Genomic DNA, 14,066 nt, shown 5'->3' with positions numbered 1-14,066 from the left:
ACCCGCGGGCAAAACATCATCAGGCCTAGGACAAGTGGGGGGCCCCAGCCCTACTGCTGGATGCATGTGGTGCGGAAAAACGGTTAGACGGGCTGTTCCGGGCCCTCCGGGGCCGGAGCGGGAGCCTCAGGAGCCGGCACCGGGGCGGCCGGGGCGGGGGCGAAGTTGGCGGCCTGGATGATTTCCGGGGCCGGGAGGTCGGTGGGACCGGCCGGAGGCGCGAGCGGAGCGTCCAGCGGGCCGTCGAGGGGCAGATCGGCCGGGATGTCGTCGCCAGGAGCCAACGGCAGGTGCATGTGGTGGGTGAACTGGCGCTGGAAGGCGCCGCCGCCACCGATTCGGACGCCGCCGCCCTCACCGCTGGACACCGGGGTGCCGTCCGGCAGCGTCACGGCCGTGTGGCCGCCGTTCCAGCCGATGTTCAGGGCGCCGGGGGCGGTGCCGGGCAGGAAGCCGCGGGCGCGTAGCGCGGCCTCTTCGTTGCCGGTGTTGAACCGGTCGCCGTAGACGGGACGGCCGGTGGCGGCGTTGGCCACCCAGGAAGCCAGTCCGGAGCAGTCAGTGCCGCGTGCCGTGTCTCCGCCGGAGATGTACGGCGTACCCGAAACCTGGCTGACTAAAGCCAGCAGCGATGCGGTCGCAATAGCAAACATGACGATGAACGCTAGCAACGGAAAATTGAAAGCGTCAAAATTCTGTGTCTGCCATCACGTTTCGCGAATCGTGTGGCGTGCGTTACATGACGGTTTATTCACATCATGTTGGGGCAGAGGCGATTTCGAGAACCTGCAGGTGAATGCACAAAACATACTGCCATACACAGCTTTTCCGCAAATGCAAGGTCGCGACGGCTGTTGTGGAGCCGTGACCAGCTAATTCCACGACCGGTGCTGCGGGCCTCCGCGCGGTTTGTGTGCCGGTTTCGGACTCCGTGTGGGTTCTTCAGGCCGTGCCTTCGGCGGACCTGGGCTCACCTTCTGAAACGGTCAAGTTACGGTGGGTCGATGTGGATGTCCCGGTCCCGATTCGAGCTGAGGGAAGAGGTGCCGGCGGCACCGGACGACACCCGTACCTTCTATGCAGATCTGGCGAACATGAAGCTGGTGCATCCGCTCGTGGTGGCGGTGGACTGTCTGGTCGATCGGCAGGACGCACAGGGCCGCCGCCGCGACTATCGGGTGCGAGATCGCATCCCGTTCGGCCCGCTCGCCCTGGCGGTGGCCTATCGGGCGACGGTTCTGATCGCGCCCGACGGGGTGGTGCACACCGAGGCGCGCCAGTGTCCGAGAGTGCGGCTCCGCGGCACGGTCACCTTCGCGGCGTCCGGCGCCGGCACCGTCGTCACCGAGACAGTAGATATAGCAGCGCCGCGGCCGCTCATCGCCTTCACTGCCGCGCAGGCGGAGAAGGCGCACGCGACGATGCTGGCGGCCATCCGGCGCCACTTCGAGGACAGTTCGGGCTGATCAGCTTGTCGGATGAGGGTGGCGCGAGATGGGCCGCCTGCCTCCGCGGGCGGTCCATCTGAAGACCTTTGGTCACTTTGTTTGCGCTGGTCACGTAAGGTTACTGGCGTCACAGCGTCGACAGCGTCGACGGTTTCTTGTCAGTACTTCGAACTAATATTCGAAGTATGGGATTGACTGATCGGGCCTCCGTCGAGCAGGTGTACGCCGCTTACGAAGCCGCCGCGGCTGCGATCGCATCCCTGGACTACAGCGGACTGCCCATCGAAATGTTGCTGGAGTTGCAGTCCCGCCGCGAAACCCTCAAATGCGCCGCCGAGGCGGTCGACCACCAGATTTTGGCCGCCGCCCAGACCCAGGCCACCGCCAAAGACATCGGCGCCAAAGACTGGCCCGAGGTCCTGCACATCCGGCACCGCATCAGCCGCGAGGAGGCCCGCCGAAGGGTCCGCGACGCCGACCATCTGGGGCCGCGGTCGGCGATCACCGGCGAACCCCTGGGCCCGGTGTGGGAACTGGTCGCCGCCGCCCAAGCCGACGGTGCCATCAACACCGAGCACATCGCGGTGATCACCGGATTCTTCACCAAAGTGCCGCTGTGGCTGGACCCGCTCACCTTGGCGCAGTGCGAGGCCGACCTGGTCGCCGCAGCCCGATACCAAACCCCCGAGGAACTGCGCAAAGCCGCCGCCGACCTGCTGTACCGGCTCGATCAGGACGGCCCCGAACCCGACGACCACGAACCCGACCCCAAACGGTCGTTCGTCATGGGTAAACAGCAGCCCGATGGCCGCTCGGAAGTCAAGGCCAGCCTCGATCCGGAAGCACGGGCCTACTGGGAGACATTGTTCGAAAAGTTGGCCACCCCCGGAATCTGCAACCCCGCCGACCCCGCACCCTGCATCTCCGGCACACCCACCCAAGCCCAGATCGCGGGCGACACCCGCACCGTGGCACAGCGCCAACACGACGCGTTCAAAGTGGTGGGCCGGATGCTCCTGGCCTCCGGGCAGTTGGGTGCCCACAACGGGCTGCCCGTCACGGTCGTCGCCACCACCACGGTGCAAGAACTCGAACGCGGCGCCGGCGTCGCCGTCACCCACACCGGATCGAAACTGCCGATGCGGGATCTGATTCGCATGGCCGGTCACGGCGCCCACCATTATCTGGCGGTGTTCGACCAGCACACCACCATCCCCCTCTATCTAGGTCGGGCCCGTCGCACCGCCACCACCGGCCAGCGCATCATGCTCTTCGCCCGCGACCGCGGCTGCACCAAACCGGGCTGCACCGCCCCCGCCTCCCGCCGCCAAGCCCACCACGTCGACACCGACTGGCGTGATGACGGGCCCACCGACATCACCAACCTCACCCTGGCCTGCGGCTGCGACAACCGCCTCGCCGACACCGGCGGCTGGACCACCACCATGAAAAACGGCCGCGCCCACTGGACCCCACCACCACTACTCGACATCGGCCAACCCAGAACCAACCAATACCACCACCCCACCCTCTACCCACCCGAGAGCGAGGATGACGAGGGCGAGGACGGCGATGGTGAAACAGACAGTCCCGCAAGATGATACGGCGCGATGAGCTGGTCGCGCCGGGTTGGCGTCTGCCTGGGTAAACGCGGGTGATCCCCAGCGCGTGAGCCGCTTCATGGTGGCAATCACGTTGCGCGGCCGCGCCACTGACTACTAGCGGTTGCCGATGACCACGAGAGGCGAAAATGTTGCGTTGCAGGCGAATTGGCTACGCATTACCACCAGAGGTAGAAGCTGACACCTGGGTACCAGCGCTCACTGCACGCGTGGTGGTCAGGCGCCGTGCCGGTCAGCTCGGGAAGAACCCGTCACCGGTCTTGAAGCCGGGCTGCCAGCCCTGCGCGCCCAGGCACAGCAGCGGGCGGCCATCCGGCGCCTGTGCTGCGGTCTGCGGACCTGGGCACGGGGAACCGATGTCTTTGACGCCCTGGATCGCGTAGGAGTAGCCCCAGAAGCCGGTGTCGACCGGTGGCCACTGATTTGGGATCCAGTGGCAGGCCATCGATGCGCCGCCGGGCCCGCGGCCGAAGATGAAGGTGTCGTGGTTGTCGCACGGCGCGCCGTTGACCGCCTGATAGTTCATGCCCGGGACGTCGGTGGGGTAACGGCCGGGATCGTCGCTACCGCCCAGCGCCGGATCAGCGCTCGCGAACGGTGCCAGCCCGATGGCGGTTCCGGCGATCGCTGCGGCCACCGTCAGTACCCGAAACATCCTGGTCATCTCCCTCGCACTGCTGCCACACGACAATGTGGCAAAGCGTAGCGTGTCCGCCGCGTCGCCGGGGATATTGTCGGCAGGTCAATATCAGTGCGGTTCGGGCCGCGGCGTCTGGTCGTCCTGGGGCGCGCTGCTCTGTTCCGGTGCGTCCAACACACTGACACCGATGCCGTACGGCAGGAACCTGACCTTGCGGGAGGGGTCGGTGTTGTTCTTGTTGGCGCGCAGGGCCTCCAGTTCGGAGGGGTAGACCTCCTCGACGTGCGCCCCGCCGTCCGCGGCCACGGTGTACACCACCCACACCCCGTCGCCCGTGTCGCCGGTGGTCTCGGGCTGGGTGGCGTGCCGCGGGGTCCGGGTCAGATCGTTGACCACGTTGGCCCAGACGGCGCCGCGGCCGAGGCGGTCGAACATGCCGCGGATGCCCTCGCCCGTCTCGCGCAGGACGCGATCGAACTCTTCCGGATCGATGCCGAACGGGCCGCTGTTGCTCATACCGACCAGTGTGCGCGCCATCGGCGACATGTGCCACGGCCATCCCCTCGCGACCGCACCCGGCGGTGGTGGACGATGGAACCATGCCCGTACCGCAATCGCCGACTCGCGAGGATCTCCTGGCCACCGTCGAACGCTCGCCCGCGGCCACCGCCGCGCATGACAAGGCCGGCTGGGTGGGTCTGTTCAGCGCAGACGGACGTGTCGAGGATCCGGTCGGTTCCCGGCCGCACATCGGGCACCGCGCCATCGGGCAGTTCTACGACACCTTCATCGGGCCACGCACCATCGTGTTCCACCGCGACGCCGACATCGTCATCGACAACACCGTCGTGCGCGATCTCGAACTGGAAGTGCACATGGGGGCCAAGGTGCAGCTGCGGATTCCGGTCTATCTGCAGTACGACGTGGTTGCCGAAGGTGCTGGGACATCGCTGAAAATTGCTCGGTTGCAGGCATTTTGGGAGCTCCCCGGCATGGTCGTACAGTTCGTCCGGTGCGGCGTCGCGGCGCTGCCGGCCGGATTGGGGCTGTCCGGGGCGCTGTTGCGCAACCAGGGGCCCAGTGGCGCCGTCGGCTTTCTCGGTGGCCTGCGCACCGGCGGGACCCGGGCCAAGCGGTCGCTCACCGCGCTGCTGGCCGACGCTGCGACCGGCGACGCACTCGCGGTCAAGCGGCGCCTCAGCGAGCCCGCGGCGATCACCCGCGGCCTCGAAGCCCGGCTCAGTGTCTCCGAACTGGTCGAGGAGCTCACCGAATGCCGTGTGCAGAAGGTGATCGCCGCAGGCCGGTACGTCCTGGCCGGAGTCCGGCGCGACGGCTACCGCGGAGTGGTCATCGCCGAGTTGGCTCCTGGTGGTCGGGGCGTCAGCGGCTTGCGACTCTTTGCCGAATGAAGCTGCCAGTTGCCGCGGCTTCCGTCCCCGACATGAGAACGTAGTCACACCATGCCAGTTCAACCCCAACACGAATACATGTCCTACGAAGAATTCGGTCGACGATTCTTCGAGGTCGCCGTCAGCGAGGAACGCGTCGCGGACGCGATCGGTGGTATCGCCGGCGAAGCCTTCGACATGGGCCCCATCGCCCAGGGGCCCGGCGGGCTTGCCAAGGTCACCGCACGCGTGCAGATCAAACACCCGGTGGTGGCCCGGACGCTCGGGGAAGAGATCACCTTCGCGATCCGCATCCCGCTGGAAATCGACATGACACTCGACCTGCGCATCGACCGGCCCCGGTTCATGGTGTTCGGCGAGATCAACTTGACCGCGACCGCGCGGTCAGCCCACCCGCTGCTGCTTGTCATCGACGTGAAGGCGCCACGGTCGTCGGACATCGCCATCCACGTCACGTCGTCGTCGATCCGGGCGGAGCTGCTGCGTATCGTCGCCAATGTCGACGGCGAGATCCGGCGCTTCATCGCGCACCACGTGGCCGGCGAGATCAGCAGTGCAGATGCCAAGGTCATCGACATCGGAACCCGGATCGCGAGCGCCTGGACCGGCGTCTGAGATCGTGCGAGGCGGCGCCGGCAACCCGCATCCCATATGATGCGGGGCATCATGAAGAGCTCATTCGGTACCGCCATCGTCATCGCAGCTACCACCGCCGGCATCGTCGGCAGTCTGGTCACGGCCGGTTCGGCCAGCGCGGATGCGGGCACCGAGGCGTTCACCAACGTCCTCAACAACGCCGACATGATGATGCCGAACGGTTCCGATCCGGTGGCGCTGGGGCAGTCGGTGTGCCCGATGCTGGCCGAGCCGGGCCAGACCGTCGCCGACGCCGCGGCCAAGGTCGCGGACGCGTCCGGTATGTCGCTGGGACCGGCCACCATGTTCACCGGCTTCGCGATCTCGTCGTTCTGCCCCGGGGTGGTCGGTGCGCTCGGGCGCGGTGAGTCCCCGCTGCCGCTGGGGCTACTCGGCCTCGGATAACGCCGTTTCGGCGTCGAGCGGCGCGAGGACCGGCCGTTTCGGCTCGAGACCCTTGCCCCGTGAGCTGCCAAGCGTGTGTCGCCACACCCAGGGCATCAGCATGTTCTGGGCCCACATGAGCTGTGAGTACATCCGCTCGCGCAACCGCGGCAGCACCAGCTCGCCCTCGACTTCGGCCCACCTGTGGTCGCTGCCCGGCAAACCCAGTGCTTCTGCGGCCGCGTCCGCGAACAGCTGGTGACCGCGCGGCGAGCCATGCACCCGATCGATGGCCCAGGTAGCGGGATCGAGCATGGATGTCGCCGACGACAGGTCCACCAGCCGGAAGCCGAAGTGGGCCGAATCGGCGCGGATCACGTCGTTGATCCGGCACAGCCGGCCGCTCAGCACCCGGCCGACCGGCAGGATACGGGCGATGTCGGGAAAGGTCGTCGTGACCACGGTCGCGCCGGTGGCCGCAAGTTCGGTGTGGATGCGCCGCATGTCCTCCAGCGCCCGGTCGAAGCTGCGCACCGGCCGTGTGACGTCGTTCATCCCGATGCAGCTGGTGATCAGATCGGGATTCATCGCCCGGGCCTGGGGCAGCTGACGCTCCAGCACGTCACCGATGCGCCGGCCCCGCACAGCGAGGTTCGCGTATTGGAGCCCGGGGTGTAATGCGTTGAGCCGCCAGGCCAGGCGATCGGCGAAACCGTGGATACCTGTGTTGTCGTCGCCGTCCAACAGGCCCTCGGTCTGGCTGTCGCCGAGCGCGACGTATCGGGAGTAGCCGATGGTCACGATCGTGACTGTAGTGAACGATCGGCAGAACTTCAGCGCAGCCGCTAGCTGGGCCAGATCACGTCGAGCGGACGGCCCACCACACTGAGCTGGTTGAGCAGCTCGTCCAACACGGCGCGGGGCAGGTCGAACTGCCATTTCGGCAGCGTCGCACCGACCCGCACGACGCCCGGGCCGAGTTCCACCGAAGTCAGGGTGGCCCCATACGGCAGCTCGGGCAGCCGCACCGGGTACGCCGGGGCGAGCCCGGGCACCGGCACCCGGGTGGGCCCCACAATCAGGCCGCGGGGCTTGAGCCAGAGCGTGTTGCCGCGCAGCTGGGGATCGACCTCGATAACCCCGGAGCGGAAGCGCGACAGCCGGATTCGGGCGACGGCGTCCTCGCCGACCGCAGTGCTCACCCGTGGCTCGGCCGCCCGGATCAGCTCGTCGAGCGAGTCGGACGGGATCTCTACGCACAACTCGACCGGCGCGGCGACCAGCATCGGTGGCACCGATGGCCGGACGTGCAGGTTGTTCAGCTTCGCCGATACCGAATTCAGTACGGTGCCAGCCCATTTGACCTTATACGCGGCGATGTTGACGGTGCCGATATGGCCCACGGCAAAGATTCCGGCGTCCCACCGGGAATCGAACTCGGCGACGGTCATGGTCAGGTCGCTGGTGCGCAGTCGGACCGTGATCCGCCGCCCGATCACCAGCGGCCGTACCGTCAGGAACGCGGTCCGGTACGCCGCGGCGGCCCCAGTGCTCATCGGCAGCACCGCGGCGGTCGACACCACCGAGGTGAACAGGTCGAGCGGTCGGAGCGGGTCCCACCGGCGCGGCGGACGCGTCATGGGCTCAAGCATGCCTGGATCTGCCACCGGTGCACCAGTCGGCATCCTCGCGCGGCCGACCGGTAGCGTCGACTCGTGGCTGAGTCTGATGAGCTGTACCGGCAACGCGACCGCGCTGATTCGTTCGGCGGCGCCGCCCGGTCATATGACCAACACCGGCCCCGGTATCCGGAGCCCATGCTCGACGAACTGGTCGGTACCGCCCCGGTCCGGGTGCTCGACGTCGGTGCCGGGACCGGGATCGCGTCGCGCCAGTTGATTGCCCACGGGGCGGAACTGGTTGCGCTGGAACCGGATCCGCGGATGGCCGAGGTTGCCGCCGAACACGGCGTCAGCGTCGAGGTGGCCACCTTCGAGGACTGGGACGACGCCGGCCGCACCTTCGACGTGGTGCTGTTCGCCCAGTCGTTCCACTGGGTGGACCCGGCGGCGGCGCTGCCGAAGATTCGCCGTTTGCTTGCCCCGGGCGGGCGGCTGGCGCTGGCCTGGAACCGCCTGTTCCCGGTCCAGCCCTCGCGTACGGACTTCGCGGCGGTGTACCGCGACTTCCTGGACGCCGCTTCACCTTTGGTCACGGCGACGCCGACCGGCGGTACGGGTTCAGGCATGGCCAGTGCCGACGTCGTGGCCGACCTGGAGGCGGCCGGATTCGCGGTGCGGCAGCTGACGTACGAGCGCGGTGAGCAGTACACCGGCGAGCAGTGGCTGGATCTGGTGTTCACCTACTCGAATCACCTCGTGCTGCCCGCTGACCGGGCGATGGAGCTGCGTGCCCGGCTGGCTGAGGTGATCGGAGCCGGCGGGGTGCAGGTCGGCGGCGACACCCTGTTGCTCGTGGCGGAGCCGGCCTGATCCCCGTCTAGTCGCGGAGCCTGCGGACGGGCCGGGTCTCGATCGCGTTGAGCGTCAGGGCGCGGCGCCGGATGCGCCAGCCGCCGTCGGTCCGGACGTACTCGTCGTCGTATCGCACGTGCCACACCAGATCGGTGACGTCGGTGGAATCCATCGCACGGGTCCAGTGGTGGGCGACGCATGTGATGCGGCCCAGAGCGTGGTCAGCAGCGTCCGTATAGACCTCGCCGACGATCTCGTGCTGGGTGCGGTCGACGCCGGACAGGACGGCCATCGCCGCGCGCACCCCGTCATGGCCGTGCCCGGACCGTACCGGCTCGAGCGACCGGGGCGGGTCCGGCAGCACCAGTTCCGCTGTGCCGGTGAAGAGTTCGACGACGTCGTCGAACCGGCGGTCGTCGACGGCAGCGGCGTAGCGGTGTACCAGGTCGGCGAGATCGAGCCGGTCGGCCACGGTCAGCGGCACGTCGCGAGCCCGAGTCGTTCGGCACAGGCCGACAACATGTCCTTGGCCTCGTCGATGTCGGTGACCGGCGGCATGGCCAGCACGATGCGGTCGGCGCCGAGCTCCGCGAGCCTGCCCGCACGGTCGGCGTCGACCTTGGTGACGAGGTGCCCGAGGGACAGTTCCAGAGCGTCGGGATCCCGGCCGGCCTGCTCGGCCGACTCGCGCATCAACCCGATCAGCCCCGACAGTTCCTCGCCGGCGACGCCGAGAGGCTGCAATCCGTCGCCCCGCCGGCCCGCCCGGCGGGCCGCCGCCCTGCTGTGTCCGCCGATGTGGATCGGTATCGGCGAGAGGGGTTTCGGGTAGCACGCGGCGTTGGCGAATTCGAAGAACTCACCGGAGTGGGTGGCGCCCTTCGGCTGATCCGACCACAGCAGTCGCAGGACGTCGATCTGCTCGTCGGCCCGCCGGCCCCGGGTGTCGAACGGGGCGCCGCAGGCTTCGATCTCCTCGCGCAGCCAACCCATACCGACCGCCAGGCGAATCCGGCCGCCGGACAACACATCCAGCGTGGCAAGGCGCTTGGCCAATACCACGGGATGGTGGTTCGGCAGCACCAGCACCCCGGTCGCCAGGCCCAGGGTGCTGGTCTGGCCGGCAAGGAATGCCAGCAGGTCCAGCGGATCCGGCACCGCGCAATCGGCTGGGATTTCCACCCGGCCCGAGGCATCGTACGGATACACGCTCGAGTACTCGGTCATCAGGACCGTATGCTCCACGGCCACAATGGATTCAAAGCCGCAGTTCTCCAGGTGTCGGGCGAACTGCGTCATCCAGACCGGGTCGGCGGTGACGCCGGCGGCGACCGGTGCGACCACGGCAAACCTGGGTGGCATCAGGGCCTCCGCTCGCTACGGCGAATCTCTTCCCAGCACTGCAGCCGCGTCATACCGGTGCGGTCCATGCACTGGCGAATCGGCGTTTCCTGTTCTGGCGCAGGCATTTCGGTGGTCGCGGTCGAGGTCGTGGCCGGGGTGCTGGAGTCGACGGTGACGGTGCTGGTGACGGTGGCCTCCGTGGGGCCGGGCGCCACCGTGGACTCCGTGGGGCCGGGCGCCACCGGGGACTGCGTGGGCGCGGGCATCATCGACGACGACGGGCTCGGTACCGCTTGCGTGGCCGACGGCGTGGTGGTCGTCGGGGCAGTCGACGTCGCGGCCGGGCGCTGCGGCACCTGCTGCTCGTCCTTGGCGCGAGTGAATTCGGTTGCCGCGAAGACGAGTGCGGCAATCAGCAGCACGGTCAGCACGACGGGCAGTACGAGGGATCGGCGTGAGCGGCTCTGCTCGGGTGGCAAGACCTCGGTCCGGCCCAGCGCCGCCGGGGCCAGGGTGGTGGCATCCGCACCGGCCATGCCCAGTCCGTGCCGCAACGCCCGGGCGAAATCGGTGCACTTGTCGAAGCGGTCCTTGGGATCCTTGGCAAGGGCCTTGGCGAGCACCGGGTCCAGGGCGGCGAGGTCGGGCCGGCGCTCCGACAGCGCCGGCGGGGGAGCGCTGAGGTGCTTGCCGATGATCACCGCCGCGTTCGAGTTCTCGAACGGCGGTGCTCCGGTGAAGAGCTGGAATGCTGTGGCTGCCAGCGCATACTGGTCGGCGCGGCCGTCGATGATGCTGCCGGTCAGTTGTTCCGGGGCGGCATAGAACACCGTTCCCACCGTCATGTTGGTCGCCGTGAGCCCGGCGGAATCGTTGGCGCACCGGGCGATACCGAAATCGGCCAGCTTGATTCGCTTGTTCGCCGGATCGGTGTCGCTGATCAGGATGTTGGCCGGCTTGACGTCACGGTGCAGCAGGTCGTGCTGATGGGCGTAGTCGAGCGCTTCGGCGACAGCGCTGATGATCGCGGCTGCTTGATCGTCGGATACGCCGCTGTTGCTGCGGAGCAGGCGGCTGACATCTATGCCGTCGACGTACTCCATCGAGATCCACAACTGGCCGTCGAAGTCGCCACGGTCGTACACCCCGACGATGTTCGGATGGGACAGCGCGGCGGTCAGCTCGGCCTCGCGCAGAAACCGCTCGCGGAACTCCTCGTTGGCTGACATCTCGGGGCGCAGGACCTTGAGCGCATCCTGCCGGGGCAGCCGGGGATGCCGTGCGACGTAAACCTCACCCATGCCACCGGATCCGAGGCACCGGACGATGGTGTATCCGGCGAAGTCGGTCCCCTCGGCCATTGGCATTGGGGCATCGTAAACCGAGCTCGCGAGCAGTCTCCGGCCAGCGGGTGGTACCCCGCCGGCCGGCTGTCAGAGATCCAGGGTCAGCGGTCCGTCACCCTGTGCGCGGGACACGCAGATCAACGCCTGCCCGGAATCACGTTCAGTCTCGGTCAGCAATCCGTCCCGGTGATCGACTGCGCCGGCCAGCACCTTCACCCGGCACGTGCCGCAGAAGCCCTGCTGACACGAATACGGCGCGTGCACACCGGCTTTGATCAGGGCCGTCAGCAGGGTTTCGTCGGCCGCGACGGCGATGGTCTGACCGGTCGAGGCGACCTCGACCTTGAACTCGTGGCCATCGGTGACCGGCGGTGCGGCGAAGCGCTCGAAGTGCAGCTCGATGTCGTCCGCCCCGACGAGCCGGGTGCGGATGGCACCCAGCATCGGTGCCGGGCCGCAGGTGTACACCGACGTGCCGGGCCGGCAGTCGCCCAGGAGGTCGTCGGCGGTCGGCAGGCCGTCGACGTCGTCGGTACGGATTTGAACCCGGTCACCGAACCGCGCCAATTCATCCAGGAACGGCAGGCTGTCCCGGCTGCGGCCGACGTAGAGCATCGACCAGTCGATGCCGAACTGCTCGGCGCGCGCCAGCATGGGCAGGATCGGCGTGATGCCGATACCGCCGGCGATGAACCGCAGCGTCCGGGTCGGTGACCCGAAGCCCGGCACCGCCATCGGGAAGGCGTTGCGCGGGCCATTGGTGGTGATGACGTCACCGACGGCGATCTGATGCGCTTCGATGGAGCCACCGCCGCCATCGGGTATGCGGCGCACGGCAATTCGGTACGAGCCCTGCTCATCGGGGTCGCCGCACAGCGAGTACTGACGGACCAGACCGCTGGGCAGGTGGATGTCCAGGTGAGAGCCCGGGTGCCAGCGAGGCAGTTCGGCACCGTCGGCGCTGACGAACGTCAACGCCACCACGTCCTGATCGTGCGCAACCACCTGACGGTCAGCGAGCTTCAGCGCGAGGGTGCGTTCGACGACGGCGGGCATCGGTGGTTTCCGCAGCCGCGTGGACGCCCAGAAGGTGCTGCTGACGACGGCGTCGGCCACAGTGACCAGCGGGTCGTGCGGCAGTAGGCCCATCACGCTGGGCGGTGCCAGACGTGACCGGAAGCGGCGCGCCTTCACAGGTGCGCGGCGCGGGCGGCGGGCGAGGCGGCCAGATATGCCACGGCCTGCGCGGTCGAGCCCATGGATTCCGGGGTGTAACTCGGCTTGAAGTACACCAGCGTCTGCTTGAGCATCAGGTTCCGGTACTTCGGCAGCAGGCCCAGCTTGGAGTCGCGCATGCGCAGGCGCTGAGACTTCCACCAGCCGAGCTCCAGCTGCGGATCGTTCTTGACCAGGAAGCGCATGCCACGCTGGAAGAACACGTACATCAGGATCGCCGCCACACTCATGGCGCGGATGCGGTCGAAGTAGCTGCTGCGGAAGTACATCGCGACCTCGTGGGCGACTGAGCGGTGCTCGACTTCCTCGGCGCCGTGCCAGCGGAACAGGTCCACCATGACGGGGTCGGCGTCGTAGCTGTCCCAGGTGCAGTTCAGGACGAAGTCACCGAGCACTGCCGTGTAGTGCTCGACGGCCGCGATGAACCACAACCGCTCGATGAGGTTGTTCATCTTGCGGCGCGGGTCGGTCGTCTTGGCCGGCGCCAGGATGTCCTCGAAGACGAACTCCACCTGGTCCAGCAACGGCGTGACATTCATGCCGCTGCGCACCAGGTAGTCCTTCATCACGGTGTCGTGGGTCTCGGCGTGCATGGCCTCCTGGCCGATGAAGCCGCGGACGTCGTCGGCGAGCTTCGGATCCTTGATCAACGGCAGCGCCTCGTTGAACGTTTCGACGAACCAGCGCTCACCGGCGGGAAGCAAGATGTTCAACAGGTTCACCACGTGTGACGCGACGGGATGGCCGGGAATCCAGGACATCGGCTTGTCCGCGGTCTCGAAAGCCACGTTGCGAGCCTGGATCTGCACCGGACCCGGGTCTACTTCGTGGGCGAAACGCTGTGGTTGCAGCATGGAAAGGCTACCTCCGGATCCTCACGCATCGTTGCGAGTGCACCCAGTGTAAGCGGTTTATGTGGGAACGGCGGTACTGGGTTTTGTCCAAAACCGCCGGAACAGCACTCCGGCAGGTGGGAATCGAGCGCTGACCTGCTGGAATGCCGCTTCAGTGGAGAGTTACATACCGGGGACCGACATGCCCGGCTGCGGGCCGACAGGCGTCGCCTGCACCGTGGTCACACCGTTGGAGCCGACATGCGGGGCCTGCGGAGCACCCGGAGCGCCGCCGGCTGCAGGGCCCGATGCGGGCGCGGCGGCCTGGGCGTTTTCGACTGCCTTGGTGGTGCAGTTCAGCATCAAGATGACGCGTCCGTGGCTGCCCATCTTCTCCTGGTCGACGATGCACTGGGCCTGCGGCACATCGCTGCCGACCGAGCCGCCGAAGGTGGCCTTCATGCCCTGGCTCTTGAGGATCGAGACGGCGCGCGCGTACGACTCGCCCACCACATTCATGGAGTTGCTGCCACCGGGATCGGACGCGGCCACCGACGAGCCGAACACCGCCGCGGCACCCATCGCCACCGCACCTGCTGCCACGGCACCTGCCGTCAGCATCTTCAGCTTGTTCACCTGACCTCCTCGAGTACAGCGAAGATAGCGCAGATGACGGGGTGGAGAAACTCGA

At 67.6% G+C, this 14,066-nt stretch carries 17 protein-coding genes; 6 read left to right on the top strand and 11 right to left on the bottom strand.

Annotated features, from left to right (window positions below; genetic code table 11):
• Positions 1 to 83: 83 nt before the first annotated feature.
• Positions 84 to 653 carry a peptidoglycan endopeptidase gene (locus AC3WTE_RS11380; RefSeq protein WP_492437562.1) on the bottom strand — a complete coding sequence of 190 codons (570 nt, stop codon included), beginning with the start codon at positions 651 to 653 and terminating at the stop codon, positions 84 to 86.
• A 351-nt stretch (positions 654 to 1,004) separates the two neighbouring features.
• Between AC3WTE_RS11380 and AC3WTE_RS11375 the strand changes: the two genes are divergently transcribed.
• Complete coding sequence (locus AC3WTE_RS11375) at positions 1,005 to 1,466, top strand: SRPBCC family protein (RefSeq protein ID WP_492437561.1); 462 nt, start codon at positions 1,005 to 1,007, stop codon at positions 1,464 to 1,466.
• Positions 1,467 to 1,633: 167 nt separating this feature from the next.
• A complete protein-coding gene (locus AC3WTE_RS11370; protein WP_492437560.1) occupies positions 1,634 to 3,049 on the top strand; it encodes an HNH endonuclease signature motif containing protein in 1,416 nt (471 codons plus the stop codon).
• Between the two features lie 253 nt (positions 3,050 to 3,302).
• Here the strand turns inward: AC3WTE_RS11370 and AC3WTE_RS11365 are convergent, their stop codons facing one another.
• Together AC3WTE_RS11365 and AC3WTE_RS11360 are read right to left on the bottom strand one after the other, a co-directional pair.
• Positions 3,303 to 3,725 (bottom strand): hypothetical protein, encoded by a 423-nt coding sequence (locus AC3WTE_RS11365; protein ID WP_492437726.1) that lies wholly within the window; start codon positions 3,723 to 3,725, stop codon positions 3,303 to 3,305.
• Between the two features lie 93 nt (positions 3,726 to 3,818).
• Positions 3,819 to 4,226: an Rv0313 family protein gene (locus AC3WTE_RS11360; protein ID WP_492437559.1), complete on the bottom strand. Its 408-nt coding sequence runs from the start codon at positions 4,224 to 4,226 to the stop codon at positions 3,819 to 3,821.
• Between the two features lie 83 nt (positions 4,227 to 4,309).
• Here AC3WTE_RS11360 and AC3WTE_RS11355 point away from each other — a divergent pair, with 83 nt between their 5' ends.
• From AC3WTE_RS11355 to AC3WTE_RS11345, 3 genes are read left to right on the top strand one after another with little or no spacing between them, the layout of a single operon-like run.
• Complete coding sequence (locus tag AC3WTE_RS11355) at positions 4,310 to 5,122, top strand: nuclear transport factor 2 family protein (protein WP_492437558.1); 813 nt, start codon at positions 4,310 to 4,312, stop codon at positions 5,120 to 5,122.
• A gap of 51 nt (positions 5,123 to 5,173) precedes the next feature.
• On the top strand, positions 5,174 to 5,737 hold the full coding sequence (locus tag AC3WTE_RS11350; RefSeq protein WP_492437557.1) for a hypothetical protein: 564 nt from the start codon (positions 5,174 to 5,176) through the stop codon (positions 5,735 to 5,737).
• A gap of 51 nt (positions 5,738 to 5,788) precedes the next feature.
• Positions 5,789 to 6,163 carry a DUF732 domain-containing protein gene (locus tag AC3WTE_RS11345; RefSeq protein ID WP_492437556.1) on the top strand — a complete coding sequence of 125 codons (375 nt, stop codon included), beginning with the start codon at positions 5,789 to 5,791 and terminating at the stop codon, positions 6,161 to 6,163.
• On the opposite strand, the gene AC3WTE_RS11340 is transcribed toward AC3WTE_RS11345, so the two are convergent.
• Together AC3WTE_RS11340 and AC3WTE_RS11335 are read right to left on the bottom strand one after the other, a co-directional pair.
• Positions 6,146 to 6,943: an SGNH/GDSL hydrolase family protein gene (locus AC3WTE_RS11340; protein ID WP_492437555.1), complete on the bottom strand. Its 798-nt coding sequence runs from the start codon at positions 6,941 to 6,943 to the stop codon at positions 6,146 to 6,148. The genes AC3WTE_RS11345 and AC3WTE_RS11340 overlap by 18 nt on opposite strands.
• Positions 6,944 to 6,987: 44 nt before the next feature.
• Entirely contained in the window at positions 6,988 to 7,782 is a 795-nt protein-coding gene (locus tag AC3WTE_RS11335) for a hypothetical protein (protein WP_492437554.1), read from the bottom strand.
• A 93-nt stretch (positions 7,783 to 7,875) separates the two neighbouring features.
• On the opposite strand from AC3WTE_RS11335, the gene AC3WTE_RS11330 reads away from it, so the two are divergent.
• The gene (locus AC3WTE_RS11330) at positions 7,876 to 8,634 is read left to right on the top strand and encodes a class I SAM-dependent methyltransferase (protein ID WP_492437725.1); all 759 of its coding nucleotides are present in this window, start codon (positions 7,876 to 7,878) and stop codon (positions 8,632 to 8,634) included.
• Positions 8,635 to 8,641: 7 nt separating this feature from the next.
• On the opposite strand, the gene AC3WTE_RS11325 is transcribed toward AC3WTE_RS11330, so the two are convergent.
• From AC3WTE_RS11325 to AC3WTE_RS11300, 6 genes are all read right to left on the bottom strand, one after another.
• Entirely contained in the window at positions 8,642 to 9,100 is a 459-nt protein-coding gene (locus tag AC3WTE_RS11325) for a nuclear transport factor 2 family protein (protein WP_492437553.1), read from the bottom strand.
• Positions 9,091 to 9,978: an LLM class F420-dependent oxidoreductase gene (locus AC3WTE_RS11320; RefSeq protein WP_492437552.1), complete on the bottom strand. Its 888-nt coding sequence runs from the start codon at positions 9,976 to 9,978 to the stop codon at positions 9,091 to 9,093. The genes AC3WTE_RS11325 and AC3WTE_RS11320 overlap by 10 nt, the downstream gene beginning before the upstream one ends.
• On the bottom strand, positions 9,978 to 11,327 hold the full coding sequence (locus AC3WTE_RS11315; protein WP_492437551.1) for a serine/threonine-protein kinase: 1,350 nt from the start codon (positions 11,325 to 11,327) through the stop codon (positions 9,978 to 9,980). Before AC3WTE_RS11315 ends, AC3WTE_RS11320 begins: the two co-directional genes overlap by 1 nt.
• A 66-nt stretch (positions 11,328 to 11,393) precedes the next feature.
• Positions 11,394 to 12,455: a PDR/VanB family oxidoreductase gene (locus tag AC3WTE_RS11310; protein ID WP_492437550.1), complete on the bottom strand. Its 1,062-nt coding sequence runs from the start codon at positions 12,453 to 12,455 to the stop codon at positions 11,394 to 11,396.
• Positions 12,456 to 12,496: 41 nt separating this feature from the next.
• Positions 12,497 to 13,396, bottom strand: a complete 900-nt coding sequence (locus AC3WTE_RS11305) for a metal-dependent hydrolase (RefSeq protein ID WP_459365417.1) — start codon at positions 13,394 to 13,396, stop codon at positions 12,497 to 12,499.
• Between the two features lie 162 nt (positions 13,397 to 13,558).
• On the bottom strand, positions 13,559 to 14,011 hold the full coding sequence (locus AC3WTE_RS11300) for a hypothetical protein (protein WP_492437549.1): 453 nt from the start codon (positions 14,009 to 14,011) through the stop codon (positions 13,559 to 13,561).
• Positions 14,012 to 14,066 lie beyond the last annotated feature (55 nt).

This window comes from Mycobacterium sp. FW102-FHT13B02, from assembly GCF_058790275.1.
The sequence above is the reverse complement of the archived record's forward strand: the minus strand, read 5'-3'. Positions and strand labels throughout refer to the sequence as shown.

Coding starts and splice junctions, on each gene's coding strand:
- AC3WTE_RS11310 (WP_492437550.1), bottom strand. CDS start 12,455: ATGGGCCTACTGCCGCACGACCCGCTGGTCACTGTGGCCGACGCCGTC.
- AC3WTE_RS11320 (WP_492437552.1), bottom strand. CDS start 9,978: ATGCCACCCAGGTTTGCCGTGGTCGCACCGGTCGCCGCCGGCGTCACC.
- AC3WTE_RS11380 (WP_492437562.1), bottom strand. CDS start 653: ATGTTTGCTATTGCGACCGCATCGCTGCTGGCTTTAGTCAGCCAGGTT.
- AC3WTE_RS11335 (WP_492437554.1), bottom strand. CDS start 7,782: ATGACGCGTCCGCCGCGCCGGTGGGACCCGCTCCGACCGCTCGACCTG.
- AC3WTE_RS11365 (WP_492437726.1), bottom strand. CDS start 3,725: ATGTTTCGGGTACTGACGGTGGCCGCAGCGATCGCCGGAACCGCCATC.
- AC3WTE_RS11355 (WP_492437558.1), top strand. CDS start 4,310: ATGCCCGTACCGCAATCGCCGACTCGCGAGGATCTCCTGGCCACCGTC.
- AC3WTE_RS11350 (WP_492437557.1), top strand. CDS start 5,174: ATGCCAGTTCAACCCCAACACGAATACATGTCCTACGAAGAATTCGGT.
- AC3WTE_RS11345 (WP_492437556.1), top strand. CDS start 5,789: ATGAAGAGCTCATTCGGTACCGCCATCGTCATCGCAGCTACCACCGCC.
- AC3WTE_RS11305 (WP_459365417.1), bottom strand. CDS start 13,396: ATGCTGCAACCACAGCGTTTCGCCCACGAAGTAGACCCGGGTCCGGTG.
- AC3WTE_RS11360 (WP_492437559.1), bottom strand. CDS start 4,226: ATGAGCAACAGCGGCCCGTTCGGCATCGATCCGGAAGAGTTCGATCGC.
- AC3WTE_RS11375 (WP_492437561.1), top strand. CDS start 1,005: ATGTGGATGTCCCGGTCCCGATTCGAGCTGAGGGAAGAGGTGCCGGCG.
- AC3WTE_RS11370 (WP_492437560.1), top strand. CDS start 1,634: ATGGGATTGACTGATCGGGCCTCCGTCGAGCAGGTGTACGCCGCTTAC.
- AC3WTE_RS11315 (WP_492437551.1), bottom strand. CDS start 11,327: ATGCCAATGGCCGAGGGGACCGACTTCGCCGGATACACCATCGTCCGG.